The organism is Arcicella lustrica (assembly GCF_034930985.1).
Lineage (GTDB): Bacteria > Bacteroidota > Bacteroidia > Cytophagales > Spirosomataceae > Arcicella > Arcicella lustrica.
Genome location: NZ_JAYGIM010000012.1, coordinates 82561 through 108637 on the forward strand (window position 1 = coordinate 82561; position 26077 = coordinate 108637).

27 protein-coding genes and 1 pseudogene are annotated in these 26077 nt (G+C 34.2%); 11 read left to right on the forward strand and 17 right to left on the reverse strand.

Features of this window, described 5'->3' with window-relative positions; translation table 11 throughout:
- Positions 1 to 34: 34 nt before the first annotated feature.
- Positions 35 to 670, forward strand: a complete 636-nt coding sequence (locus tag VB798_RS15850; RefSeq protein ID WP_323260045.1) for a LolA family protein — start codon at positions 35 to 37, stop codon at positions 668 to 670.
- A gap of 129 nt (positions 671 to 799) precedes the next feature.
- On the opposite strand, the gene VB798_RS15855 is transcribed toward VB798_RS15850, so the two are convergent.
- The 10 genes and pseudogenes from VB798_RS15855 to asnS form a co-directional block, all read right to left on the reverse strand.
- Positions 800 to 1591, reverse strand: a complete 792-nt coding sequence (locus VB798_RS15855) for a sterol desaturase family protein (protein WP_323260047.1) — start codon at positions 1589 to 1591, stop codon at positions 800 to 802.
- 140 nt (positions 1592 to 1731) lie between these two features.
- Positions 1732 to 3039 carry a UDP-N-acetylglucosamine 1-carboxyvinyltransferase gene (gene murA / locus VB798_RS15860; RefSeq protein WP_323260049.1) on the reverse strand — a complete coding sequence of 436 codons (1308 nt, stop codon included), beginning with the start codon at positions 3037 to 3039 and terminating at the stop codon, positions 1732 to 1734.
- Positions 3040 to 3104: 65 nt separating this feature from the next.
- A pseudogene (locus VB798_RS15865) lies at positions 3105 to 3869 on the reverse strand (DUF4290 domain-containing protein); the annotation flags it as partial.
- Positions 3870 to 3980: 111 nt separating this feature from the next.
- Positions 3981 to 4340, reverse strand: coding sequence for a diacylglycerol kinase family protein (locus VB798_RS15870; RefSeq protein WP_323260051.1), 360 nt, complete (start codon positions 4338 to 4340; stop codon positions 3981 to 3983).
- Positions 4341 to 4361: 21 nt separating this feature from the next.
- Complete coding sequence (locus tag VB798_RS15875; RefSeq protein WP_323260053.1) at positions 4362 to 5018, reverse strand: DUF1361 domain-containing protein; 657 nt, start codon at positions 5016 to 5018, stop codon at positions 4362 to 4364.
- Positions 5019 to 5399: 381 nt separating this feature from the next.
- Positions 5400 to 6890: a DUF4153 domain-containing protein gene (locus VB798_RS15880; RefSeq protein WP_323260055.1), complete on the reverse strand. Its 1491-nt coding sequence runs from the start codon at positions 6888 to 6890 to the stop codon at positions 5400 to 5402.
- An 82-nt stretch (positions 6891 to 6972) separates the two neighbouring features.
- Positions 6973 to 7272, reverse strand: coding sequence for a winged helix-turn-helix domain-containing protein (locus VB798_RS15885; protein ID WP_323260057.1), 300 nt, complete (start codon positions 7270 to 7272; stop codon positions 6973 to 6975).
- Positions 7273 to 7322: 50 nt separating this feature from the next.
- Positions 7323 to 7934 (reverse strand): hypothetical protein, encoded by a 612-nt coding sequence (locus VB798_RS15890; RefSeq protein ID WP_323260059.1) that lies wholly within the window; start codon positions 7932 to 7934, stop codon positions 7323 to 7325.
- A gap of 93 nt (positions 7935 to 8027) precedes the next feature.
- Positions 8028 to 8492, reverse strand: coding sequence for a nuclear transport factor 2 family protein (locus tag VB798_RS15895; RefSeq protein WP_323260060.1), 465 nt, complete (start codon positions 8490 to 8492; stop codon positions 8028 to 8030).
- Positions 8493 to 8587: 95 nt separating this feature from the next.
- Positions 8588 to 10018, reverse strand: coding sequence for an asparagine--tRNA ligase (asnS, locus tag VB798_RS15900; protein ID WP_323260063.1), 1431 nt, complete (start codon positions 10016 to 10018; stop codon positions 8588 to 8590).
- A 423-nt stretch (positions 10019 to 10441) separates the two neighbouring features.
- Between asnS and rpoN the strand changes: the two genes are divergently transcribed.
- From rpoN to VB798_RS15915, 3 genes are all read left to right on the forward strand, one after another.
- Positions 10442 to 11899: an RNA polymerase factor sigma-54 gene (gene rpoN, locus VB798_RS15905; protein ID WP_323260065.1), complete on the forward strand. Its 1458-nt coding sequence runs from the start codon at positions 10442 to 10444 to the stop codon at positions 11897 to 11899.
- Positions 11900 to 12000: 101 nt separating this feature from the next.
- Entirely contained in the window at positions 12001 to 12651 is a 651-nt protein-coding gene (locus VB798_RS15910) for a hypothetical protein (protein WP_323260067.1), read from the forward strand.
- Between the two features lie 68 nt (positions 12652 to 12719).
- Entirely contained in the window at positions 12720 to 13499 is a 780-nt protein-coding gene (locus VB798_RS15915; protein ID WP_323260069.1) for an enoyl-CoA hydratase/isomerase family protein, read from the forward strand.
- Between the two features lie 409 nt (positions 13500 to 13908).
- Here the strand turns inward: VB798_RS15915 and VB798_RS15920 are convergent, their stop codons facing one another.
- Positions 13909 to 15288 carry a Gfo/Idh/MocA family protein gene (locus tag VB798_RS15920; RefSeq protein ID WP_323260071.1) on the reverse strand — a complete coding sequence of 460 codons (1380 nt, stop codon included), beginning with the start codon at positions 15286 to 15288 and terminating at the stop codon, positions 13909 to 13911.
- Positions 15289 to 15469: 181 nt separating this feature from the next.
- Here VB798_RS15920 and VB798_RS15925 point away from each other — a divergent pair, with 181 nt between their 5' ends.
- Both VB798_RS15925 and VB798_RS15930 read left to right on the forward strand, forming a co-directional pair.
- Positions 15470 to 16492, forward strand: a complete 1023-nt coding sequence (locus VB798_RS15925; protein WP_323260073.1) for an SPASM domain-containing protein — start codon at positions 15470 to 15472, stop codon at positions 16490 to 16492.
- Between the two features lie 171 nt (positions 16493 to 16663).
- Positions 16664 to 17554, forward strand: coding sequence for an NADAR family protein (locus VB798_RS15930; protein WP_323260075.1), 891 nt, complete (start codon positions 16664 to 16666; stop codon positions 17552 to 17554).
- A gap of 167 nt (positions 17555 to 17721) precedes the next feature.
- Here the strand turns inward: VB798_RS15930 and VB798_RS15935 are convergent, their stop codons facing one another.
- From VB798_RS15935 to VB798_RS15960, 6 genes are all read right to left on the reverse strand, one after another.
- Positions 17722 to 18648, reverse strand: a complete 927-nt coding sequence (locus tag VB798_RS15935) for a ketopantoate reductase family protein (RefSeq protein WP_323260076.1) — start codon at positions 18646 to 18648, stop codon at positions 17722 to 17724.
- The gene (locus tag VB798_RS15940) at positions 18638 to 20539 is read right to left on the reverse strand and encodes a CocE/NonD family hydrolase (protein ID WP_323260078.1); all 1902 of its coding nucleotides are present in this window, start codon (positions 20537 to 20539) and stop codon (positions 18638 to 18640) included. Before VB798_RS15940 ends, VB798_RS15935 begins: the two co-directional genes overlap by 11 nt.
- A 10-nt stretch (positions 20540 to 20549) precedes the next feature.
- A complete protein-coding gene (locus VB798_RS15945; protein WP_323260080.1) occupies positions 20550 to 21107 on the reverse strand; it encodes a DUF1572 family protein in 558 nt (185 codons plus the stop codon).
- 11 nt (positions 21108 to 21118) lie between these two features.
- Entirely contained in the window at positions 21119 to 21400 is a 282-nt protein-coding gene (locus VB798_RS15950) for an antibiotic biosynthesis monooxygenase (RefSeq protein WP_323260082.1), read from the reverse strand.
- Between the two features lie 22 nt (positions 21401 to 21422).
- Complete coding sequence (locus VB798_RS15955) at positions 21423 to 22259, reverse strand: alpha/beta hydrolase (RefSeq protein WP_323260084.1); 837 nt, start codon at positions 22257 to 22259, stop codon at positions 21423 to 21425.
- 84 nt (positions 22260 to 22343) lie between these two features.
- Positions 22344 to 22958 carry a TetR/AcrR family transcriptional regulator gene (locus VB798_RS15960; RefSeq protein WP_323260086.1) on the reverse strand — a complete coding sequence of 205 codons (615 nt, stop codon included), beginning with the start codon at positions 22956 to 22958 and terminating at the stop codon, positions 22344 to 22346.
- A gap of 151 nt (positions 22959 to 23109) precedes the next feature.
- Between VB798_RS15960 and VB798_RS15965 the strand changes: the two genes are divergently transcribed.
- From VB798_RS15965 to VB798_RS15985, 5 genes are all read left to right on the forward strand, one after another.
- On the forward strand, positions 23110 to 23592 hold the full coding sequence (locus VB798_RS15965; RefSeq protein ID WP_323260087.1) for a MarR family winged helix-turn-helix transcriptional regulator: 483 nt from the start codon (positions 23110 to 23112) through the stop codon (positions 23590 to 23592).
- A 152-nt stretch (positions 23593 to 23744) separates the two neighbouring features.
- Complete coding sequence (locus tag VB798_RS15970; RefSeq protein ID WP_323260089.1) at positions 23745 to 24527, forward strand: PhzF family phenazine biosynthesis protein; 783 nt, start codon at positions 23745 to 23747, stop codon at positions 24525 to 24527.
- 15 nt (positions 24528 to 24542) lie between these two features.
- Positions 24543 to 25037 carry a GNAT family N-acetyltransferase gene (locus VB798_RS15975; protein ID WP_323260091.1) on the forward strand — a complete coding sequence of 165 codons (495 nt, stop codon included), beginning with the start codon at positions 24543 to 24545 and terminating at the stop codon, positions 25035 to 25037.
- Between the two features lie 6 nt (positions 25038 to 25043).
- Positions 25044 to 25505: a GNAT family N-acetyltransferase gene (locus tag VB798_RS15980; protein WP_323260093.1), complete on the forward strand. Its 462-nt coding sequence runs from the start codon at positions 25044 to 25046 to the stop codon at positions 25503 to 25505.
- A gap of 1 nt (position 25506) precedes the next feature.
- Positions 25507 to 26001 carry a GNAT family N-acetyltransferase gene (locus VB798_RS15985; RefSeq protein ID WP_323260095.1) on the forward strand — a complete coding sequence of 165 codons (495 nt, stop codon included), beginning with the start codon at positions 25507 to 25509 and terminating at the stop codon, positions 25999 to 26001.
- The last annotated feature ends 76 nt before the right edge of the window (positions 26002 to 26077 follow it).

The following is a 26077-nucleotide window of genomic DNA, read 5'->3' on the forward strand; positions in this document are numbered from 1 at the left end:
GTCCAAACGAAAGCAAAATAAAATATATTACAAAATGATGAACAAAAACATTTTTTTACTTGCCATTTGCCTAATAATGAATGTAGTAGGGGTAAAAGCTCAAGATTCAAAGGCTGGAGTGATTATCGATGCAATGCAGAAAAAGTACAAATCAATGAAAGCATTTAGTGCTTCGTTTTCGTATGGTGCTGATGGCTCAACACAAGTATTACAAGGAAATATTACGGTAAAAGGACAGAAATATCGTTTAAAAACGAGTGGACAGGAGATTTATAATAACGGCAAAGAAGTTTCTACTTATATTAAAGAAACAAATGAAGTGAATATTTCTGACTATGAACCATCTGATAATGATTTAAATCCTTCAAAAATTTATTCATTTGATAAAAAAGGATTTCGTTATGTGTTTATTCAAGAAGTAAAAGAAGGTGGAGAGTCTTATGAAGTAATTGAACTTTCACCTGAGAAAAAAGGTACGCAAGTTTCGAAAGTAAAAATTAAATTGAACAAAAAAGACAAATCTGTAAAAAGCTGGACTGTTACTGATAAAAGTGGTAAGCGTCAAACTTTTAAAGTAAGCAATTTTGTACCTAACGTTCCTGTAGATGATAAATACTTTGTGTTTGATAAAAGTAAATTTCCAGGTGTTGAGGTGAATGATTTAAGATAGGTTTGTAGAGAAAAAAGACATAAGAAACAAGATAAAAGACTGAGATCTTCATCTTGTTCCTCTAGCAAATAGTGAAGGGTTAAATTTGAACAAATAATTGTCTCAAATTTAACCCTTCACTATTTTTGTTTACATTTCTTCCCTTTCTTCAAATTCCTTCGTGAAATTAGGGCTTTCGGTTTTGCCTAATTTATCCCAAAAAGTAAAGTATAATCCGTAATTATAACGATAATATTTGTGATGATGGCTATGATGTGTTGCGCCAATCATGTACTTCCCTAATAAATTTCCGAACAAATTTCTTGGATAAATTTCTATATCTAAATGGTTAATGGCAGCCGTAATCGTCATGATGGTGAGATGAATCACAATGGCGTAAATGTGTATCGGTAGAAAAATCACAATGGCGGGCATAATCAAGGCTTCTAAAATACCTTCTATAGGATGAAAAGAAAATGCTGTCCAAGCAGAAGTGATTTTACTTTCATGATGCACATAATGTACAATTTTGTAAACCTTCGGTTGGTGCATCCAACGATGTAACCAATAATAATAGGTTTCATGAATAAACATTGAAAGCAAAATACTTATTGGGAACCAAATGAGTGGATAGTCGTTGATGTCAAGATAGATAGCAGTAAATCCTTTTTGCCAGAGTACTGCTGAAAATGCTCCGATAATTGAAAAAATCAAAGCTGTGATTAATGACCAAAACATTTCTTTCCGAAATTGTTTTGGAGGATATTGTTTTTTATTGAGTTTTCTAATTTGCCATTTTTCAGTTTTCCAGAGATAAAAGTAAACATGGAAAATACTTGCTAATAAAAAGTAGCGAAAAATAACAATGACAAATATGACAATGCACAGCCAGAAAAAAACAATCGGTTCAGTAAAGTCGAAATTAAATACGTTTGGTATCATATCTTTTCAACTTTATTGAACCGAAAAATGTTTTAAAAAATGATGTTGTAAGTTATAAGCTGTCTGTTTTCGGCAGATGAATGAGAGTACAAGTAATCACTAATTCACAACTCACTAAATCACTCACTCACCGAAAACTATTAAAGTCTCACAATCTCAGCGCCAATGGCATTTAAACGAGTATCAATATTTTGATAACCTCTGTCAATTTGCTCAATGTTTTCGATGATTGAAGTACCTTTTGCCGACATTGCAGCGATTAATAATGAAACCCCAGCACGAATATCTGGTGAAGTCATTCTGATTCCTCTTAATTGTTGTTGACGATTTAAACCAACTACTGTTGCACGGTGTGGGTCGCAAAGAATGATTTGAGCACCCATTTCAATCAATTTATCCACAAAGAATAAACGGCTTTCAAACATTTTTTGGTGAATCAATACAGTTCCTTTCGCTTGAATAGCAGTAACCAAAACGATACTTAGCAAATCTGGTGTGAAACCTGGCCAAGGATGATCAGAAACAGTAAGCATTGAACCATCAATAAATGTTTCTAATTCGTAATGTTCTTGTGAAGGCACATAAATATCGTCACCTCTGATTTCTAATTTAATACCCAATTTTTGGAATACTAAAGGAATAATGCCTAAATCTGGAATAGAACAATTTTTAATCGTGATTTCAGATTGAGTCATTGCCGCCATACCGATAAACGAACCAATTTCAATCATATCAGGAAGCATGGTATGTTCTGTTCCATTCAATGATTCAACGCCTTCAATCGTCAATAAGTTTGAACCAACGCCTGTAATTTTAGCGCCCATTCTATTCAACATTTTACAAAGTTGTTGTAAGTATGGCTCGCATGCTGCATTGTAAATCGTCGTTGTTCCTTCTGCTAAAACTGCCGCCATTACGATGTTAGCTGTACCAGTTACAGAAGCTTCGTCTAAAAGCATGTAAGCTCCTTTTAAATGAGAAGCATCTACTTCATAAATTCCACCTTCTTCTTGGCTGTAATTGAATTTTGCACCCAATTTCATAAAACCATAAAAGTGCGTATCCAAACGACGGCGACCAATTTTATCACCTCCTGGTGAAGGAATTCTTCCTTTTTTAAAGCGTGCTAAGGTTGGTCCTAATAACATGACCGAACCACGAAGAGCCGCCGCTTTTTTCTTGTAAGTTTCTGAATTTAAATAATCTAAGTTTACTTCTGAGGCATCAAATTTTACCGAAGATTCTGCAATGCGTGTACAACGAACGCCCATATCGCCAAGTAGGTCGATTAATTGATTCACATCTCTGATGTTCGGAATGTTATGAATCGTTACGGGTTCTTTTGTTAATACTACTGCACACAAAATTTGTAATGCTTCGTTTTTTGCTCCTTGCGGAATAATTTCGCCTTTCATTTGGCGACTACCAGTTACTTTGAATGATGCCATGTTTAAACCTTAAATTGTCTATCTGTAATTTGAGATAAGTATTTTGGATTTACCTAAATCAAAAACTATCTTCTATTGCGATTATTGCTATTATTATTGTTGTTACGATTATCGTTTCTTCCACCATTATTGTTATTACGATTATCGTTTCTTCCACCGCTATTTCGGGTATCTCCACCACGATTACCGTCGTTTCTTCCTCCAAAATTCTGACGACCGCCACTATTGTTATTTCTGTTGTCGTTTCTACCACCATTGCTACTTCCGTGTGTGTTTGGCGGAGTAGGGCGATTGTTGGCATTACGTAAATTTCCTAACGATGAATGTCCTGAAATAGCATGAACGATAGGAGCGAGCGTATTGTTAGAAATTTCAAGAATATGTCCCCAAATTACTTCATCATCAACTACTTCACGATTCCAGTTTTGATAGAATGTTTTCATCAAACGAGCGATATGAGCAACCAAAATGCGTTTTTCATTATCGTCTGTTTCTGCAATTGCTCTAGCAATCAACAATTCTACGTTACGACCATAATAACGGTAACGTAAATGATGCGTGTTGTAAGGAACAGTTTTTGGAAGTTTACCAACAGCATCTGGTGATGGTGGAGGGAAGGGACTATCAACATCCAACTTAAAGTTTGACATGATGTATAAATCATCCCAAAGTTTGTTGGTATAATCTTGCGTATCACGCATATTTGGGTGAACCTGACGCATCAATTCAACCAATAAATAAGCATATTTAGTACGCTTTTCTCTATCTTGAACCGTTAGAATATGGTTCACTAATTTCTGGACGTTGGTTCCGTATTCTTTCATGATATAATAAGGACGATTTGCGGTATTCGTCGTGAATGGCTATTGCTAAAAGGCAAAAATAGGAATATTTATTCAATGAATTTCTGAAAGCCATAAAACTTTCAGCAAGATGAATATTTATAACGAAAGTTTAGGGAAAAAGATGATAATTCCTACGATTACAGCAAAGATTGAAGCAATTAAAACCGCCGCCGCCGCAATATCTTTGGCTTTGCCTGCCAATGGGTGAAAATCCGGAGAAACCAAATCTACCAAAGCTTCAATGGCGGTATTGATGGCTTCCAAAATCCAAACTAAAGCGATTGCCAATGCAATCCAAAGCCATTCCTGAGCAGAAAGTTCAACATAAATTCCTGTTGAAATAACCACAATACTTGCTAAAAGATGAATCCTTGCATTGTTTTCAGAAATTACCATCGAGCGTATTCCTTTAATGGCAAATGAAGTACTTTTTATGAATTTCTGAAAATCAATCATCTTTTAATTATTGCGTTAAAATTATTGGTCATTCAAATGAATCAAACTGTGGAGCATACAATAAGCCAAACCTATAAAAACAGAGAATTCAAAGGTCATTAAAATAGCAGTTGGATTACTGAACGAATGTAAAACATATTTTAATAATGCCATAGGATGAGTAAATAAATCCCAAGAATTAAAACGTTGAATTCTTCCTAAAAATACTCCATATCCTGAAAGTATTACGGATGCGATTACAAAAAACATACTCCAATACTTCGAAAATGTAGTTTCCCAAATTTTCTGAATCCAGTACAAAGAAAGCAAACCACAAATTAAACTTACAAAAGCATAAGTATAAATCATGATTTGATGATGCCAATACGAATTGCCATTATATGGATGCAAATGAACCAAATCGGTAATGATATAAGGTGCGTTTGGAAAAAATAATAGCCATAAAAGACTAAAAATCAATATTTTGTTTTTTGAAAGAGACTTCTCTTTGATTTGTTTATTCATGTACAAAACAATGAAAAGGGGAATCCAAGCTAGAAATAAATTCCAATTAATTCCTATCAAATAAATATTATGAAGTACGATGGCTTCAAAAAGAAATAAAACAACTCCTAAAGCCGACATCAGCCCCAAATTGAAAAGTACTTGTTGGCGATTACTCTCTTTGTAAATCTTCATGTTTGAAATAAAATAGATTGTAAAAACAAATGTTGACAATTGAATAAAAAAAGAAAAGTGATAAAATAGAAACAAAATCTTTGATTGATTCAAAGATGGAAACCTTTGTAAAAGTAATATCCACCATAAAAAATGTTAAAAAATAACAACAGCATATTGCAAAATAATAATAGGTTTTTAAATCGACCTTTTTTAAATAGCTAATTAAAAACAGGCATGGTTCAACAAATAATAACTGAACAAAAAGTGGGATGAGGACGAAAAAATAAACTGCCAAAGTCAGCTCTGTATCAAAATTGAATCCACCGTTAAAAACAAAGTAAATAATAAAATATACCAAGCCTGATAAAATAGGCGATAGAACAAATGCTTTTACTTTCATTATTTATTCAATTGTTTAAAAATCTGCTCATCTGCATAACTCCAAGATTGCCATTGTTTGGCTTTGTATTGTTTTTCAAAGGCTTCAATTTGCTTCAAAATAAATACTCTTTGTGTAATAATAGGTGCAGATTTATAGTATTCATCTTCTTTTAAATAGGTGTAATTGAACACTTTGGTATCAAGATTTACTTTTGGATGTACCAATAATGTTTTTAAAGCTGGCAAAGTATTGTCGCTGAGATTCAATAAATAAGTTACGTCTAATTGATTTGCTTTGCTGATATTATAAGAAGCAATGAAGCTATCCCAATTTGTGAAACTGCTGACAATTAACAGGAAGTAAGCAAACCAAGAATTCTTTCTTAATAAAAACCAAATCGTTTTTTGATGAAGTACTTTCCAGAAAGTACTGATAAGTCCTGCCATCGTTAATATCAAGAAAACAAATACGCCGATTCTTTTATAGGTTAATCCAAATTCGTTGATATACAATTGGTTTTTGAAAATGACCCCAATAAGCAAAAGCGTATTTTGGAAAACCCAGATATAAGCAAGTCTTTTTAACCACTGATTTCTTGAGTAAAAATTCTGATTCGCTCTGAAATAATATAAAATAATGCTGATGGCGAGAATAACACTAAAAATCAAAGTATTTACTCCTTGATGCACATAAGCCGAATGATGAAGTCCTTGAGGTAATTTTTGGTCTGAAAAAATGACAGAAAAATCAATAAAATTGAAAAAAAGTAAGAGTAAATTCAGCATTGAAAATACGATAATACCTTTTGTATTTTCAATTTTTAGAATCGTCAATTGGAAAATCTTTTTCTCTTTTTGTTTATTTCTGATTAAAGTATTGGGTAATGCAATATCCCATTCCGTTAGTTGTTGACCGAAAAATTGATAATAAATACCAACACTCATCATCGAACCAACCAGAAAAAATAAGCAAAACTGCAAAGAAATAATATCTTTTGGCAATTGGAAATAACTGCCAAATTCAGGATTTGCAGAGGCATATAATAAATAAAATACAAAAGTGATTAATAAAGGAATAATATAAAATGCCGTAGTTTTCTGGATAGAAATACCTTTCTTTTCTTGCTTTGTTTTATTTAAGAAGTACTCGTCAAAGCTTTCAAATATGATTTTAAATGATGAAAAAGCAATCGAAACAAAACCTTTCAAGAAGCCAATATAAACACTGCTATTTTGATGATTACTTACTCCAATCAATAAAGTTAAAGAACAGAAATTAGCTATCATTGAAAGGTTAGAATGATGAAAAACAATCATTCCTGCTGACAAAACACTTCCCAAAGCTACAATTTGCCAAGCGTTGTTCTTGATTAAATTTGGTTGGGTAATTAACATGCCAACGATGACGATAATCGTAAAAATCAAGAAATTAATTCCTGCCGATTGTTGATAAAACAAATAGCTAAAAGCTATTGCAGTAAAGGCTAATAATGTTTTTCTATTATTCATAGTAGTGTATTTTGCAAATTACTTTGAATTTCAAAGTAATTAATGATTAAAAAAACGAATGCAAAAAGATTCGTTGAATTGATTATAAAGTACCTTTGATAAGTATTTCCAAAGCATTAAGATGTTCCTGAAAAGCCTGTTTTCCTTCGGCAGTTGCTTGAAAGGAAGTATTGGGTTTTTTGCCAATAAAAGCTTTGCGTACTTGGATGTATTTTTCTTTTTCCAAAGCAGTAATATGCGATGCTAAATTACCATCAGTAACATTGAGTGTTTCTTTGAATTCATTAAAATCTACCCAATCGTTCACCATTAAGATAGACATCACGCCAAGCCTTACACGGTTTTCAAAGGATTTATTTATGTTAGAAATAATAGTTTGCATAATGTTCAATCTGATAATTTTTAGGTAAAAACAATTATCAAATTTTCAAATCAAGATTCATATTTACGGTACATCACAATGCCATAAATAATGTGTAATGCGCCAAAGCCAATTGCCCAAAATAACAAACCAAGCTTCCATTGGTCTAAAACTCCGCAAATCAAGCCCAGTACGATTTCAATATAGCCTAAATATCGAATGTCATCATAAGTATATTTTGAAGCATTCACAACGGCTAAACCATAGAATACCAACGTAGCAGCATCAATTAAATGTGGAGCATGTTTAAGTAAAATCAAGCAGAATAAACCACCCGTAACCAGTGGAATAGCCATATTGAGTAAAAGCCTTTTAGAAGTATTATCCCAAATTTTTAAGCCTTTGCGTTTGGCATTTCTTAGACTAAAATAGATTGCAAAACTAAGCGAAAGAATTAAAACAACGATTCCATCAACGACAATATATTTTATCAGTGGGATATTGTCTTGTAAATTCAAATAAGTACTTGGGTATTCATCAAGGATTCTTTGGTAGGCTAAATAAGCACCTATCAAGGCAAAAGTGCCTGCGAATATTCCCGATAGTCCACTCAGTGAAATAAATCGGCTTGAACGTTCCATCATTGAACGTATGTCAGAAATATCTTGTAGATGTTGGTTCATGTTTTCAAATTACTTTGTATTGCAAAGTAAGTAGCAAAAAAATAAAATTCCAAATGATTTATTTTATTCTTTGGAATTTTATTTGGAAACAGATTATTCACATTTACGACGAGTATCCGCCAAAGCGATAATTTTCCAACCGTTTTCAGTTTTGTAAAATTGAAAGGCATCTACACCGCAGTGTTGGCGTTTGCCGTTTACATATAATTCGTAGGGCGTCCAAGCGGTTGCCATATTTCCATCAATTCTGATTTCGTAACTTAATACTCTTTCTTCAATTTGCACGCTGGCTGGCAGAGAACCAATTTGTTTGATAAAACCATCCGCATTTTCCTCTGTGGTCAAAGTCATTAAATTGGTTTTGCGATTGATGCCAATTGATTGCATTCTGATAGAAGGATGAAAAGTAGCACGAATCATCGTTGAATCATGTTTTTGCATGCCTGTAAACAATTGTTCAACGACAGCTTGAACAGCTTTTTCTTCAGAATTTTGAGCGGTAAGGGCGAAAGTAATGCCCAAGAAAAGAAGCAAAAAGAAAATAGAATTTTTTAGCATTGTGGTATCGTTTAGCATTGAAGTGAATAAGTAATTTAGGGATTAATTTACTGAAAAATAATCACTAAATCACTCATTCACTCACTCACAATTACTTAAAATTCTGCTGATTTCGGAGTACGTGGGAAAGGAATTACGTCACGGATGTTGGTCATTCCTGTTACAAACATTACTAAACGTTCGAATCCAATACCGAAACCTGAGTGCGGTGCTGTTCCAAATTGACGAGTTTCCAAATACCACCAAATCGTATCTTCATGGATACCAACATCTTTAGTACGTTGTAATAATTTTTCGTAATTATCTTCACGTTGCGAACCACCAATGATTTCGCCAATGCCTGGGAATAATACGTCCATCGCACGAACCGTTTTTCCATCTTCATCAAGCTTCATGTAGAATGCTTTGATGTCTTTTGGATAGTTCGTTAAAATCACTGGTTTTTTAAAGTGTTTTTCTACCAAGTAACGCTCGTGTTCTGATTGTAAGTCAATTCCCCATTGAACTGGATATTGGAATTTACCTTCTTTATGACGTTTCGATGATAATAAAATCTGAATCGCTTCTGTATAAGTCAATTTTACGTAATCATTATCAACTACAAAACGAAGTTTGTCAACTAAAGCCAACTCAGAACGTTCTTCGGCTTTTTTAGTTTTTTCTTCATCTTTCAAACGATTTTCAAGGAAAGCTAAATCGTCAGCACAGTTTTCTAAAGCATAATTAATAACATACTTCGTAAAATCTTCCGCCAAACGCATATTGTCTTCTAATTCATAGAAAGCAACTTCTGGCTCAATCATCCAGAACTCAGCCAAGTGACGAGCAGTATTTGAGTTTTCAGCACGGAAAGTAGGTCCAAAAGTATAAACTTTCGATAAAGCCATCGCTCCCAATTCACCTTCTAATTGTCCAGAAACCGTTAAATTAGTTTCTTTTCCGAAGAAATCTTCTTTATAATTTACAGAACCATCTTCGTTCAATGGCGGATTTTTCGGGTCTAATGTTGTTACATGAAACATTTCACCAGCACCTTCTGCATCCGAACCAGTAATGATTGGCGTGTGTAAATAAAAGAATCCGTTGTCGTTGAAATATTTATGAATCGCAAATGCCAATGAGTGACGAATACGAAGAATTGCCGAAAAAGTATTAGTACGTGGACGCAAGTGAGCGATTTCACGCAAGAATTCTAAAGAGTGCTTTTTTGGCTGTAATGGATATTTCTCTGGGTCAGCAGTGCCATAAACCTGAGCCGTTTTTACTTGTAATTCTACTCTTTGTCCAGAACCTTTAGATTCAATAAGCGTACCTGTAACAGCAACACATGAACCCGTAGTAATTAATTTAAGCGTATCTTCATCAATTACACCCGGTTCAGCAACAGCTTGAATATTATGAATAACAGAACCATCATTGATATTAATAAAAATCACATTAGGTTGTACACGTTTTGTTCTTACCCAACCTTTTACAGTTATTTCTTCGCCAACAAGGGCTTCGGCTAAAATTTGCTTGATTTGCATTGCTATAATTTCGGATTTTGGATTTTACATTCGTTCTTCAACAAACAAAAATCACTCGTACTAATCATTTTCTAAGATTCAAAATTACTTACAATTCTTACAATTACCGAATTAGAGTGTATTTTTCGTGGTTTAATAATTCAAGAGATTAAAATTTTCTTCTCGAACGTTAGTATTTTGGAGGATTTCCTTTTTTTATTTTTCCCTAAAATAGTTTAACAAAGACGGATTCTTTACATGAATGAAAAGGCTAAAAAAATGATTGCTAATATTTTATGTATTTTTGAAGGAAATAAATTAATAATTAGCACCAATTTGTCATTAAATTCAATAATTTTGGCAAGATAGTTGTTAAGAGCATCTTCTTGTTTTTGTCAACTAATGCCTTACTGTTTTATGATGCCCAATCACTTTTAATACTTTATGCAAAAACTTAGTCTTAATCAAAGTCTTCAACAAAGGTTATCTCCACAACAAATTCAGTTTATCAAACTGTTACAGATACCGACTTTTGAATTATCCGCTCGGATTGAGGAGGAGTTAGAAATAAATCCTGCTTTAGAAGAAGGGGCTGAAATTGAAGTAAAAGAAAGTGATGAATACGATGATGATTTTGATGATTATGCTGACGAAGAATTTAAGGAATATGATGATAGAGACATTGATGTAGAGTCGTATTTGAGTGATGATTACAATGGCTATAAAATGCAAGGAGATGGAAATTCGGATGATGAAGATAGAGAAATGCCCATTGCCATGACATCAAGTTTGAACGATCATCTTATCTCGCAATTGGGTTATTTGAAATTAGACGAACAACAAGAAATTATTGGAAAACAATTGATTGGTTCGATTGAATCTGATGGATATATTCGCCGACCATTACAAGCTGTTGTGAATGACTTGGCTTTTACACAAGGAATTTATACGACCATCGAAGAAATTGAAGTAGTTTTAAAGCAAATTCAAACTTTTGACCCTGCAGGTATTGCCGCTAGAGATTTACAAGAATGTCTTTTATTACAATTAGATAGAAAAGATATTCATGACCCTTTTGTTCAAGATGCCATCAGAATTATTGAAGATAGTTTTGAAGAATTTTCAAAAAAGCACTATGATAAAATTCAAAAACGTTTAGGAATTGATGATGAAGAATTGAAACAAACTATCAAACTCATCACCAAACTAAACCCAAGACCTGGCGCTGCTGAAGAAGATGGAGGCGTAATTCAATTCTTATTGCCAGATTATATTTTAACCAATTCAAATGGAAAATTAGAGCTTTTTTTAAATGCTAAAAATGCTCCAGAACTCAGAGTAAGTCATTCTTTTCATGAAATGCTGGATACTTACGACAAAGGAGATAAAAATAACAAAGCTATTAAAGAGACGGTTACTTTTATCAAACAGAAATTGGATTCGGCAAAATGGTTTATTGATGCCATCAAACAAAGACAAAATACTTTGCTGAGAACAATGAAAGCCATTTTGGACTATCAAAAAGAGTTTTTCTTGACAGGTGATGAGTCTAAATTACGGCCAATGATTTTGAAAGATATTGCCACACAAATTGATATGGATATTTCAACGGTTTCGAGAGTGGCAAGTAGTAAATCGGTTCAAACAGAATTTGGTTTGTATCCTTTAAAATACTTTTTTTCTGAAGGTATTGCTACAGATTCAGGTGAAGATGTTTCGAGCCGTGAAGTAAAAAATATTTTGAAAGAATTAATTGATAATGAATCTAAAAAGAATCCGCTTTCTGACGATAAATTAGAGAAATTCTTGAACGAAAAAGGCTATAATATTGCCAGAAGAACCGTTGCCAAATACCGTGAACAATTAAATATACCAGTGGCTAGGCTTAGAAAGCAGTTGTGAGGGAGCTTTCAGCCGTCAGCTTTCAGCTTTCGGCAATATTTTCTGTAAAAAAACTTACTGGCTGAAAGCTGATGACTGAAAGCCTAATAAACAAAAACCACTTGAACACACGTTTTGCCCAAATATTATCAGCATTGTTGCATCCATTGGCTATGCCAACCATCATTTTTGCTGTACTTTTTTACATTGGTCCCGAATCAATTCATAATCTTGAATTATTTAATGGTACTTCCAGAGTTGGTATGATGAGCTTAAAACTTGGGCTTTTATTACTCATCTTTTTACAAACCTTTATCTTGCCAGTGTTCTGTATTTATGCACTTCATCGTTTCAAAATCATCAAAGATTTAAAAATGGAAACTTTGGCTGATAGGAGAGTTCCCTATTTGGTAACGGTGGCAATTTATACTTTCGTCGCAGTTTTTTTTACTTTCAAACTTCGTCAATTTCCAGAAGTTTCACTCATTCTTACCAGTATTGCTTTTTCTATTTCAGCAGTTTCATTTATTAGTCTTTTTTGGAAAATATCTGCTCATGCCGTAGGTGTAAGTGGAACAGTTGGTGCTTTGGCGGGCATCGGAGCTAAATTTGGGATTGAACAACTGTTTTTCCCTATCTTAATTGCAATTCTTGTTGCTGGTTATTTAATGGCGGCAAGGCTTCATCTCAATGCACATACGCCTGCGCAAATTATAGCTGGAACCGCACTCGGTTTAGCTGTTAGCCTCTCGGTTGTTATCTTATTTATTTAAAATGTTATGCTTGCATAATAAATAAAAAAATCCCAAATTGGTGCTGATAATCCCAAAAAGCAAATCTCATGTATCAGCATCTCATTTATCAAGTTCAAAACGGCGTTTGTACAATTACGCTGAATCGACCAGAAGTTTACAATGCACTGAATACTTTACTTGTTCAAGAAATTACACAGGCTTTTGAAGTGGCAAAGGCAGATGATTTTGTAAGAGTAGTTGTATTGACAGGAGCAGGTGAAAAAGCTTTTTGTTCAGGAGCAGATTTGAAAAGCGGTATGACTAATGCTACAAGTTTGGGAGATTCTCTTCGAAAAAATTACAACCCAATGATTTTGGCAATCAGGAATTTACCAAAACCTGTCATTTGTCGATTGAATGGTACAGCAGTAGGAGCGGGCTGTTCTTTGGCATTGGCTTGTGATATGATTATCGCTGCAGAAAATGCTAAAATGTCTCAAATTTTCGTCAGTATTGGTTTAATTATGGATGCAGGTTCTTCGTTCTTTTTACCCAAATTAGTTGGTTCACAAAAAGCCTTTGAACTTTGTTCTACAGGAAGAGTAGTGGAAGCCCAAGAATGTTTAGCTTTGGGTTTAGTCAATTCGGTTGTTACTCCAGAAAACTTAGATTTAGCCGTTTCTAACATGGCGAATCAGTATGCCAATGCGGCTACTTCTGCCATAGGATTAATCAAAAAAGTATTGAATCAATCGTCTTTTTCTACTTTAGAAGAGATGTTGGAATTGGAAGCCATCAACCAAGATTTAGCAGGAAAAACTCAGGATTTTGAAGAAGGAGTAACGGCTTTTTTACAAAAAAGAAAGCCATCCTTTAAAGGTTTTTGATGAAAGCTTATCTAAAAAAGTAAAAAAGTCGTTAGCATAACCAACGACTTTTTCAATAACCCTAACCCATAAAAAAATCTGTAAAAAAACTAAAATATGTAATCAGCCAATATAATATTTCTAAAAAATAAGCAAGATAAATAACCAGAAAACGATTAAAAGATTGATTTTGCCAAAGGAAAAGAATAAATCAATCTTTATGATTGATACTTAAATATGAAGAATTGTATTCCAAAAAATACGATTTGATTCATATCTTCAATTCATTTGGCGGAATGTTTTGCTGATATTTAATTCTAATACAAGATGAAAAGTAATTTTTATAAAAACAAGATAAGTGCAGATTATTTTTGATTTAATAAGAAAATACCTTTTCGAGTTTTAAAATCATGAAAAGGTATTTTCTGTTTTATCCTAATTTCATCGTCTCAGGATTCCAAATTATAGGCTTTCCAATCTCTGCACTTTTATTACAAGCCAAAGCAGGTGCTGCGGCTCTCAATCCAAAAGTAGCATCTTCCCACACTTTTTTCCCTGAACGGATTGATTCAAAGAAATTAATAAAATGATCTAATCTCGAATCATAGCCATCGGCTACCTTAAATGTAATTTCTTTACCATATTGCCATTTGGTATCTTCCTCAGAATACATGGCTTTGTAGGCTTTCATTGATTCTTCTTGTTGAGCTTGCGAGAAAGTAGCCAATGAATCATATCCTCCAATTTCTGGAGCTTTCGGACGTTTAAAATTCTTTACTTTCAAACCACCCCAAGATAACTCAATGACCCCCTCTGTTCCAATCAAACGAGTAGGCGAGCCACCACTTCCACCGTCAGCTAAATTAACTCGGGTAAAAAATTGAAAAGAAGGATTGGTTTTAGAAGCTGGATAATTCATCAAAGCCGTAACGATGTCGTAAGCATCTCTACCGTCTTTCCAGAGGTTCAAATCGCCCAAAGCAAATATTTTGTTTGGTCCAGTAGAACCTGTAATCGTATGTAAATTGGTTAATAAATGCACAAATAAGTCGCCCGCCACACCTGTTCCATAATCTTTGTAATTTCTCCAGCGGAAAAACCTTTTGGCATCAAAAGGCATTTTGGGTGCATCGCCGATATAAGTATCCCAATCAACTGTTTGGGTTGAAGCATCCGTCGGAATGGTATATTGCCAAGCACCATTGGCAGAAGTACGGTCGTTGGTAGCTTCTACATAAACCAATTCACCAATAATACCCGATTCGTAGATTTTCTTGGCTTCCCAAGTAACAGTACTGCTCGCCACTTGCGAACCTACTTGAAATACTTTCCCTGTTTTTTTCTGTGCATCAATGACCGCTTTTCCTTCTTCAATATGATGAACCATTGGTTTTTCACAATACACATGTTTACCTGCATTCATGGCATCAATTGAAATTTTATCATGCCAATGGTCAGAAGTACAAACCAAAACAGCATCTATATCTTTTCTAATGAGAATTTCTCGATAATCTTTTGTCGTGAAAATATCTTTTCCCCATTTTTCCTTCGCTCTTTCCAATCGCCCACTGTATAAATCACAAACTGCAACGATTTCAACGCCCGGTACTTTTAGTGCCGTATCAGCATCATAATGACCAATAATTCCAGAACCAATCAATGCGATTCTGACAGTATCATTGGCACTAATTTTTGCAGTTGATTCTAAGGTGAAAGTTTTTCCATAAGCATCACTCAGTGCTGTTCCACCGACCAGTAATGCTGAAGTTCCACTGATTTTTCTAATAAAATCTCTTCTTGAATGTGACATAGTTAAATTGAATGTTTGTTTGATTGAATATTTTTAAGCGAGGAATTTCGTTAAATAAATTACTACTTTATTTGAACAAGCGTATGTTACTTTGTCCTGATGCCTAATTTGGCTTTTCATCTATTTGGAGGTATCTTGCATTATACGTAGGCGTGGATTATTATTAATTGTACAACAAAAAATGAACGGAAATCTTAAAGATGGACTAAACCTACTTTCAAAACTTACTCCAAAACGCATTTGGAATGGTTTAAAAGTGGTCACTAGTTTTTATAATTCTAAACTTTTAGGGAAGCCAACGCAATGGGGAATGCCTATCAGTATTTCTTTTGAACCTACTACTTCATGCAATTTGCGTTGTCCTGAATGTCCGAGTGGCTTGCGTTCTTTTACTCGTCCAACGGGAATGTTGGAAGGCGATTTATTCAAAAGAACGCTCGACGAACTGGAAAGCACTTTACTCTATTTAATCTTTTATTTTCAGGGAGAACCATACCTACATCCACAATTTTTGGATTTGGTGGGCTATGCTGCTAAAAAAGGGGTTTATACGGCAACATCAACCAATGCGCATTATTTAACAGATGCTAATGCTAAAAAAACGGTTGAGTCGGGCTTGGATAGATTGATTATTTCTATTGATGGCACTAGTCAAGAAACCTACGAACAGTATCGTGTAGGAGGAAAGTTATCGAAGGTAATAGAAGGCACTAAGCACATTGTAAAGTGGAAAAAAGAGCTGAAATCTAGTACGCCACATATTGTTTTTCAGTTTTTGGTTGTACGACCAAACGAACACCAAATTGATGAAGTAAAGCAATTGGCTAAAGAATTGGGGGTAGACGAAGTAGGTTTAAAAACAGCTCAGATCTATGATTATGAAAATGGTTCTGACCTAATTCCGACTATTGATAAGTATGCTCGCTACAAAAAACAAAGCGACGGGAGCTATAGTATTAAAAATGAACTGATTAACCATTGTTGGAAAATGTGGCATTCGTGCGTAATTACTTGGGACGGTCTAGTGGTGCCTTGTTGTTTTGATAAAGATGCACACCACCGTTTGGGTGATATGAAAACCCAAACCTTTACCGAACTATGGCATGGAGCTTCATACAAACAATTTCGTCAAACATTAATTCGCTCTCGTTCAGAAATAGAAATGTGTAAGAATTGTACTGAGGGAACGCAGGTTTGGGCGTAGGGGGCGGATTTCTATCCACAAATGTAGCACGAGTTTCCAACTCGTAAAGCAACAGTTAATTTATGAGTTGGAAACTCGTGTTACGGAAGTTATGCTTAAATCTAAACGACTGACTAAACGACTGAAATAAAATACATCAAGGATAAATCTGTTTAACAACCATTCGTCAAAATGGAAAATATAGATTACAATAACTTACCAGAAACACTCACGTTGGAGCAAATTGAATATTTTATGGCTTTTCTTAATGATGAGAATAATGCTATTTGGAATAAAGTGTGTGATTCATTAACTATTGATCAACGAATCCAAATATTAGACTATAATCAAAAAATAGAAAGGCAAAAATATGAAGAATGGTTATTCAATGCCACTCAAGAAGAGAAAGACATTATAACAAGAGGAAGTACTTCATTTTATGCCCGTGACCACTGGTTTGCTACCATCTTTGATGTATATGAAGTAGTAAACAATACAGGAGGTTTTGCAAATTGGGGAATTGATAAAATTAGGAATAGCTCCCCTATCAATTATACCATCGAAGAAATAGAAATGAGGCTTAGTTATATGAAAGAAGAAGAAGTATTTTTCTTCTTTTCAGGGTCAACACATCCTTTTTCTATATGTTTTCCTGTAGATATAAAAGCTCATGATACAGTATTTAAATCTGCTCTTCACTACTTGGTTTATGAAAAAGCATGTTTGTTTTTGGATAGGGACAATATAGCTTACTTAATATCTGATAAAATACATTTGCAAGATTTACCTTTATTAAACAAACAGATTAAATATTATAGCAACTATCCAGTTTGGCAAATGGCAGTTGGTGATGCCTTAAAAAAAGTCCTAACAGCAAAATTCACTCAAAATGAAGAGCTAAAAACGGCTTTGTTCAATACAAAAGGAAAGACCATTGTATTAGCCGATGTTAATGATAATAGATGGGGAGTTGGCTTAACAGAAAATGACTCAAGGATTCTTAAAAGAGCAACATGGCAAGGAAAAAATTTATTAGGAGAATTATTAACTGTCATTAGATTTGAAATGATGGGAGAATATTAACTATTTTGCTCTACGAGTTTGAAACTCGTACTACGGTAAAATCTTCCCTAACTAGCGCAAGTATCAAGCAAAGCATTACTTGTGCTAGTTTCTAAATTCAGTTTTTAACTGAATTTAGAAAAACGTCCAAGACTTAGTCTTGAACTAGTAGGGGAACGAGTAGGGTTTTATTGGCAAAATTTCAGGTCAGCTTTTATTTTTGTAAGTTCGCCAAGTAGTTTTATTTGTATTACATTATTTTCTTTTCCTAATTTTTGAGCAATAGCTACTACGGCAAAATTTAGTGTTTCAATCTCCGTTTTTCGTTTATTATTAATGTCTTGTAAGGTCGAGATAAGCTGTCCATCGCTCATTTTACTAATCATTAATACACTTTCAATTACCTCCTGTTCAGTTATTTCAATGCCAGATAAATTGGCAATTGCAACACATTCGCTAATCACATTTTTGGCTAAATCCATAACACTTTTATCTCTTATAAATATACCATTATCAGTATCTAAAAGCGTACAAATAGAATTGAAAACACAGTTTGCAATGGCTTTTTTCCAGATAGTATATTGAATGTTTTCTTCTGCTCTAAATTGAAAGATTGGGTTGTTTAGCTGGCTTACAATATGTTGTAGGGTATCTTTTTTACCATTAATTATCCCAATTTGTGATACTGCTACGGGTTTGAATCTTACTAGGTTTTCTGCTACTACTTGGCAGGTGGTAAACAACACACATCGATGTATATCTGTGAACCCTTTTTCAAGAAATGGAGATTCTACACCTAGTCCATTTTGAAGAAGAACTATTGGCGAATATTTAGCACTTACCTTTAAGGTTTCAGCTAGTTTTTCATTTCCAAAAGATTTATTGGTAACGACCAATATGCCATCGAATGCTGAATGGCTAGAAAGGGAACTCACTTCAATTTCGGCTTTCAAAATAGTTTGTTGGTCTATTTGAACAGCTATTGTCTCGTATTGTGTAGGGATATTGTCCACGCTTCCCCTAATGATATATACGTCTTTACCTTCTAATTTCAAAAAAACTGCTAATGCTTTACCAACAGCACCTGCACCGATAATGTATATTTTATTTCCCATTTGTTCTGTTTGATAAAATGTTTACGGATATTTTACTTTCGCTGAATATTTTTATGGTTGCTTTCTGAAAATCTCTTTCATTGGCTTTATAAATATTGTTTACGAATTTTTGAGGATTAATATCAAACAACGGAAAGGCGGACGACTGAATTTGAATCATGATGCTATGACCTTTTTTGAAGGTGTGGTAAACATCTTGAAGTCGAAAATCCAGATTAGTTTTAAGGTTTGGAACAAGTGGCTCGGGACTAGAGAATGAATTTCTGAATTTTGCTCTCATTATTTCACTACGAACCATCTGTTGGTAGCCAGCCAATTTTATGCCTACTGGAGTATAAGGACTATTAGGTTCATTTTGAGGGTAACCGTCGATAACTTTAACAAAAAAGTCAGCGTCAGTTCCTGATGTTGAAAATTTTAGACTAACCTTTATCTCTCCAATAAAGGTAATATCGTTTTTTAATTCTTCAGTTTGGAAAGTTAGCACATCTTTTCTATGGGTAACAAACCTTTGGTCGTCACTCATGTAATCAGGTAAAAAATCAAGGGTTTCAAACACTCCTTCTGCATAAGGAACTGGATTCTTGGGGTCGGATATATATTCCTGAAATCCTTTTTTTGGAGGAACTGTTGATAGTTTTTTATCTGCATGAAGATATAAATCTAAGCCTACACCATCTTTAACTGGATATTCCGCAAAATTTGTCCATTCTTTTTTGCCTGTATCAAAAAGGCAAGCTTTAGGAGCTACTGTGCCTTTATCTATTACGTTTTTTAAATGTTTTTTATAAAATACTAATTCGATGTTTTGTTGAAAAAATGTTGCTAAACTATCACCAAAATAAATGTTTCCTTGCATGTGGTGGCCTTGTTCTCTTGACCAATCTCCATGACCAAAAGGCCCCATAATCAAAGTATTTGAAACAGCAGCGTTGTGTTTTTCTATATGCTTATAAATATCTAACACACCAACCATGTCTTCGGCATCGAACCAACCGCCTACATTTAATATTGGAGGCATTTTTATATGTGGATTCAAATGGGGAATTATACTACGCTTTTGCCAAAAATCATCATAGTTAGGATGCTCGATTATTTCATTCCAAAAGAAATTATCTGAATACAGTTTCCCGAAATTTTGTAGAGGTGTCATCGACTTGTACCAATTGAAACCATCTTTGGCTTTAATTTCAGGGAAATGTGCTAGAAACCAATGACTTTCGGTTGGTTTTGGAGTATGAATACCAAAAACTGGCAGAGCATTGCCAACAGCCAAAACAAAAGCTCCATTATGGTGGAAGTCTTCAAAGAAAAAATCTGAAATGGGTGCTTGGGGAGAAACAGCTTTGATAGCGGAATGTCCGCTTAAAGCACCCGAAATGGCATAAAAACCAGTATAGGAAATGCCATATAATCCTACATTTCCATTGTTGTTCGGTATGTTTTTCAATAACCACTCTATGGTATCGTATGTATCAGAAGATTCATCTACGTCTTTTGAAGTTTTTTTGGATGGAATGAAAGGACGCATATTTGTAAAAATACCCTCTGACATATATCTTCCTCTTACGTCCTGCTTGATAAAAATGAATTTTTCACGCATTACGTGGTTTGAATAATATAGAAGCTTTGGGTAATTATTAAGTCCATAAGGTGAAGAACCAAAGCAAGTACGGTGAATTAAGAAAGGGTAGGGGTTTTCACTGGAAATGTCTTTAGGAATATAAATAGAGGTGAATAATCTAATGCCATCTCGCATAGTGATATACACTTCTTGTTTAGTGAAATTTTCACGTACAAAAGCTGAATCCTGTTGAGCTAATGTTAGCTTTTGTCCCATTAACATAAGAGGCAAAAGGACAAGTAAGATGGCAGATAGAAATGTTTTCATGAGCTGAATATTATTTTAGGTACTCATCTGTGAAATGAGTTTTCTGTTTTTGCTTAGAAAATTTGTTACTGTTGTAAGTATCCGAATTACCTTTTGGGATAGATAAAGATTGCCAGTTATCAGTAGCCATTTTACCGATATAAACAATTTGCCCAACATGGTATGGATAATGAGCAAGCTGTCTATTGATGGCTTCCTGTACGGTATGCCCTTGGTTTCGGATATAAATGATAGTGTCTAAATCGGAATTAGTTAATGTTTTGAGGGTATTGAATAGACAAGTCCACCCTTCATTCCATTTAGTTATTAATTCATTTTTGGTGAGGATGATGTTTTCAAATTCAGCATCCCTATTCCTCCATTCTTTTTCACCATCTGTAGTTAAAAAATCTGACCATCTCGAGAGCATATTTCCAGCAAGGTGGTTTACAATCATAGCAATACTATTACTTTCTTCGTTGTATTGCCAGAAAAGTTTATCATCGCTTACTTGATTAAAGGTCTTTTCTGCAAGTATTTTGTAATACTCAAATTGCTTAATGGCACTATCTAAATAATTGTTATCCATCTCGTTGATATTTATAGTGTTCCTTCTTCTAGTTTTTCTAAGTAAATAAACTCAGGAGCTTTTACGCCTGCTTTTATTCTAATTTGGACTAACTCGGGCGACTCAAAGAATTTTCTTGCATTTTCGAGCGAAGTCCATTCAGAGAAATGCACGATGTTGTTAGCATTTTGTTCATATTTAAGCAACTGATAAGAAATTTCGCCTGCTAGTTTCCTAATGGTGGCGGCTTCGTCAAAGACTTTTTTCCACAATAGATAATCTTTTACTTCGTGTATGATTAAGACGTATTTCATTGTAAGAGAGCGTTTTAGATGTTTATTTTATAAAATTGATAACTTTTTGCAATAATTCTTCACTTTTCAATTCATGCCCAAGTCCTTTAGTAAGTTTTAGTTTCGAGCCTTTCCAAGCTTGACTTAGATTTTCTGAATCCAGATAATTTGTAGATTTATCACCTGTATCATGAACAATGAAGGCCTTTGTTTTAATATGTTGAGCAAAATTGATAGCTGAAAAGTACGATGGTTTTCGATGTAGTTCTTTTTCAAATTGCTCGGAAATTAACCTGATAGCTTTATTTGAAAGTCCCAAGAATTGAACATAAAATGCAAAAAATTCTTCTACTTTTCCAGGAGCAGCCAAAATAACTGCATTTTGAATGGATGTCTGTGGATTTCGACTTAGATAATATGTAGTCGCAAAACCACCTATTGAATGCCCAATGATTGTGTGTAAATCGGGATGCTTTGCTAAGAATGCAGACAAAGTTCTTTCATAGATAACTAAATTCATGATTTTGCCTGTAGAATTACCATGTGCTGGAGCATCTAGCGCCAAAACAGTAAAGTCATTTTCGACTAAAGCCTTAATATATGATTTCCACCTGAAACTATGACTTGCCCATCCATGTACCAATAATACTTTTTTAGAACCAGTACCCCATTGGTAAGTTTGAATCTTGTTTCCATCTACTTCAAGAACTTCAGCAAAGGCAGGAATCAAAAATGCTTGGTGGTGTGGCTTGAGCCCTTTTGAAAATGGTGTACAAAAAAGGTTGAAGCCATCTTTTTTTAGCTTTTTAGGAAGCACAAAAGCTAACAGATTGAAATAAAAACCTGTAAAGCGTGCTGATATTTTCTTGATGATTGCCATTCCGAAATTTCAAATATGAGTAAATGAAAGTTTTTATAAATTTGAATAAAAATAAACCGAACGGTTTATTTTTCGGCAAAAAAATTAAACCAAATATTGTGTATTAATACTAGTTTTTAGGTTTTCTAATAAACCATTTAATATTTTAGGGTTATCTGCCAATTTACTCATCATCAGACCACCTTGGATAATACTAAATATCAATGTGGCTTCTTTCTCAGCATCTAAGTCAGCCCTAAATTCTTTTGACTCGATACCCTTTTGAATGATGAATGCTAAGCCTCCTAATAGTTCATCCAATGCTTTTTGTGCCTTTATTTTCAGAAAAGGTAGATTGTCATCAGATTCTATTGCTGTGTTAAGTAGTGGGCAACCTCCTTCTGTTAAGGGATTTATACTATAATTTTTGTAGAAACTTAAAATAGCGAAGAGTTTGTCTTTGGCGGTATTCTCTTTTTTGATTTTAAAACGTAAAGCTTCTAAAAGCTTTCCAATAGAATGTTCAAATGCCTCAATAGCAATTTGGTCTTTGCTTTCAAAATTCCCATATACACCTCCCTTGGTTAATCCAGTAGCCAACAAAATATCGTTCATAGTAGTAGCACTATAACCCTTAGTATTGAAAATAGGAGCTGATTTTTCAATAATAGCTTGTCTGGTGATATCTGATTTCGTAAACATAGAACAAATATAAACCAATCGGTTTGTAAAATGCAAATGTATTTTTGTTTTTATGAATTAATACAGCTCCCTGAAAATCTTCTCTTTTGCAAAAAGGAGAAAATTTTTTTGTTTAATTCAAAAAAACATTTAAAATTTGCGTAATCACTTACGTAATTGTTTACATAAAATGGATTTAATATCAGAATTAGGCCCTTTGGCTTTTGGAAGTAGGCTCAAACGACTCAGCGAGACCATCATGCGTGGTGGTGAAGATGTGTACCGTTTTTACGGAGTTGACTTTCAACCAAAATGGTTTCCAATTTTTTACTTTCTTTCTCAAAAAAGCGAAGCAGGAATTATGGAAATCGCTGAAGGACTGAATGTTACGCATCCTGCCATTATTCAGATGGCGAAGGAATTAGAGAAAAAAGGTTTGATAATTTCAAAAAAGTCTGACGAGGACGCTCGTAAACGTAATTTGAAATTATCGAAAAAGGGCAAGACTTTATTACCGACACTCCAAAAAATTTGGGAGGAAATAAAATTAATGAATGCTGAAATCATCGAGAATCAAGAACATAATTTACTGATAGCTGTAAAGGAAATTGAAGATGCTTGGTCTGAGAAAAGTTACTTAGAACGCTTTAAGGAATTTCACAAATTAGGGTGAAGCTGTGAGCTATGAGCAATAAGCTTTGAGCTTTTATACTTCTAAAATCTTGTGTATTGATTCTTATTTTAAAAAGCTAATAGCTCACTGCTCATAGCTAAAAAACCATTTAAAGAAGCCGAAAGCTCATGGCTGAAGGCTGATAGCTAAATATGAACCTAACAATCTATCAATTAGACGCATTTACAAGTATTGTATTTGCGGGAAATCCTGCCGCAGTAGTTCCACTTACTGAATGGATTTCGGATGAATTAATGCAAAAAATTGCTGCTGAGAACAATCTAGCTGAAACGGCATTTTACGTCGCCGAAGGAGAGCAATTTCATATACGATGGTTTACGCCAACAGTAGAAGTAAATCTTTGCGGACACGCAACTTTGGCAACGGCTTATACCATTTTTGAATACGCCAAATATCCAAAATCAATCATAGAATTTACTTCAAGAAGTGGCATTTTGAAAGTAGAGAAAAAAGGTGATTTATTAGAATTAGATTTTCCAGTGGATGTTCCAGTACCAGCAGAAACTCCCGAAGAATTACTCATTGGATTTGATGCAACACCCATAGAAACGCTGAAGGGAATTTCTGATTACTTCTTAGTTTTTGAAAACGAAAGTCAAATAAAAGCTTTAGAACCTGATTTCAGAACGATAGCCCAAGTTAAATGTAGAGGAATTATCGTAACAGCCAAAGGTGATGAAGTAGATTTTGTGTCAAGATTTTTCGGTCCGCAGTCGGGTATTGATGAAGACCCCGTGACTGGTTCAGCACATACAACGCTAACGCCATTTTGGGTGGAAAGACTCGGTAAAAGTACTTTATCAGCCAAGCAAATTTCAGCCAGAGGTGGCGAGCTAACTTGTACTTTGGTAGGCGACAGAGTAAAAATTGCGGGCAAAGTTGCTTCGTATTTAAAAGGTGAAATTTTTGTTTAATTAAGATGTTAGAAAATGATTAATATACAATCCTTTGAAAATCAATATACTGACCAAGTGGTCGATTTGATTTTAACCATTCAGCAAAAAGAATTTCAAGTTCCGATTACCATTAATGAACAACAAGATTTATTAGACATTCCGAATTTTTACCAGCAAAAACATGGTGATTTTTGGGTGGCATTACACGAAAATCAAGTAGTAGGAAGTATCGCTTTGATTGATTGTGGCGAAAATGTAGGAGCAATTCGGAAGATGTTTGTCAAAAAAGAATTTCGTGGAAAAGAGTTTGGCATTGCCCAAAAACTACTGGATTTATTAACCAGCGAAGCACAAAAAGCAGGAATGAATAACTTGTATTTAGGAACTTTAGAGCGCCTTCAAGCTGCCATTCGCTTTTATATCCGAAATGGCTTTGAGGCAATCGAAAAGCAAAATATTCCTTCTGTTTTTCCTTTTATGCCTGTAGATACTCATTTTTTTGAAAAAAACATTCATCCAATTTCTTAAAATATCATGGACAATAATTTGCAAATCATTGAATACAATTCAGCATATAAAGAAGATTTTAAAAGAATCAATGTAGAATGGATTGAGAAATATTTTAAAGTAGAACCACACGATTTAGAGCAATTGGAAGCTCCTGAAGAGATTATCGCCAATGGCGGACAGATTTTTCTAGCAAAATTGGGCGATGAAATTGTAGGTACTTCTGCTTTAATCCATGATGGCGATGACGTGTACGAGTTGGCTAAAATGGGCGTTACGCCCAAAGCTCAAGGTTTAGGTTTAGGTAAAAAATTGTGCATTATCACCATCGAAGAAGCCAAAGCTCGTAAAGCAAAATCATTATATTTATTATCGAATACGGCTTTAAAACCTGCTATTTCGATTTATAAAAGCATTGGTTTTGTTGAAGTACCCATTGAAAAGACCTTTTACGAAAGAACCGACATTAAAATGGATTATCCGCTATAAAATGGAAATAAGAGTAATCAAGCAAGAAGACGATATTAAAACTTATTACCAATTGTTGCATAAAGCAATTACGGAAGAAGCACAGTTTTTCAGAGTTTCGCCGATGGATATTGTTGGTGAAGCTTTTCCAACGGAAGATACTTTTGAAAGTTTTACATTGGGAGCTTTTGCTGAAAATGGTGATTTGATTGGAACGGTCGGTTTTAAAAGAGAAAGTTTTTTGAAACTCCGACACAAAGGTTTGATTTTCAGAATGTATGTTGCTCCAGAAGCTAAAGGTTTGGGTTTGGGCAGAAAATTACTTCAAGTGGCTATTGAAAGAGCCAGACAGGGCGAAGGGTTAAAACAAATTGTATTGACGCTCATTGCGGATAATCATCGAGCTAAAAATTTGTATCTTTCGGAAGGCTTTGAAGTATTTAGTTTTGAAAAAAATGCGATACGGATGAGCGAAGAGCTTTTTGTGGATGAAAATGCGATGGTGAAATATCTTTAGAATTTGAAAATTTGAAAATATGCCGATTTGAAAATGAAGGTATTTTTAATGGATAAAGATTTTAAATATAGGGCGT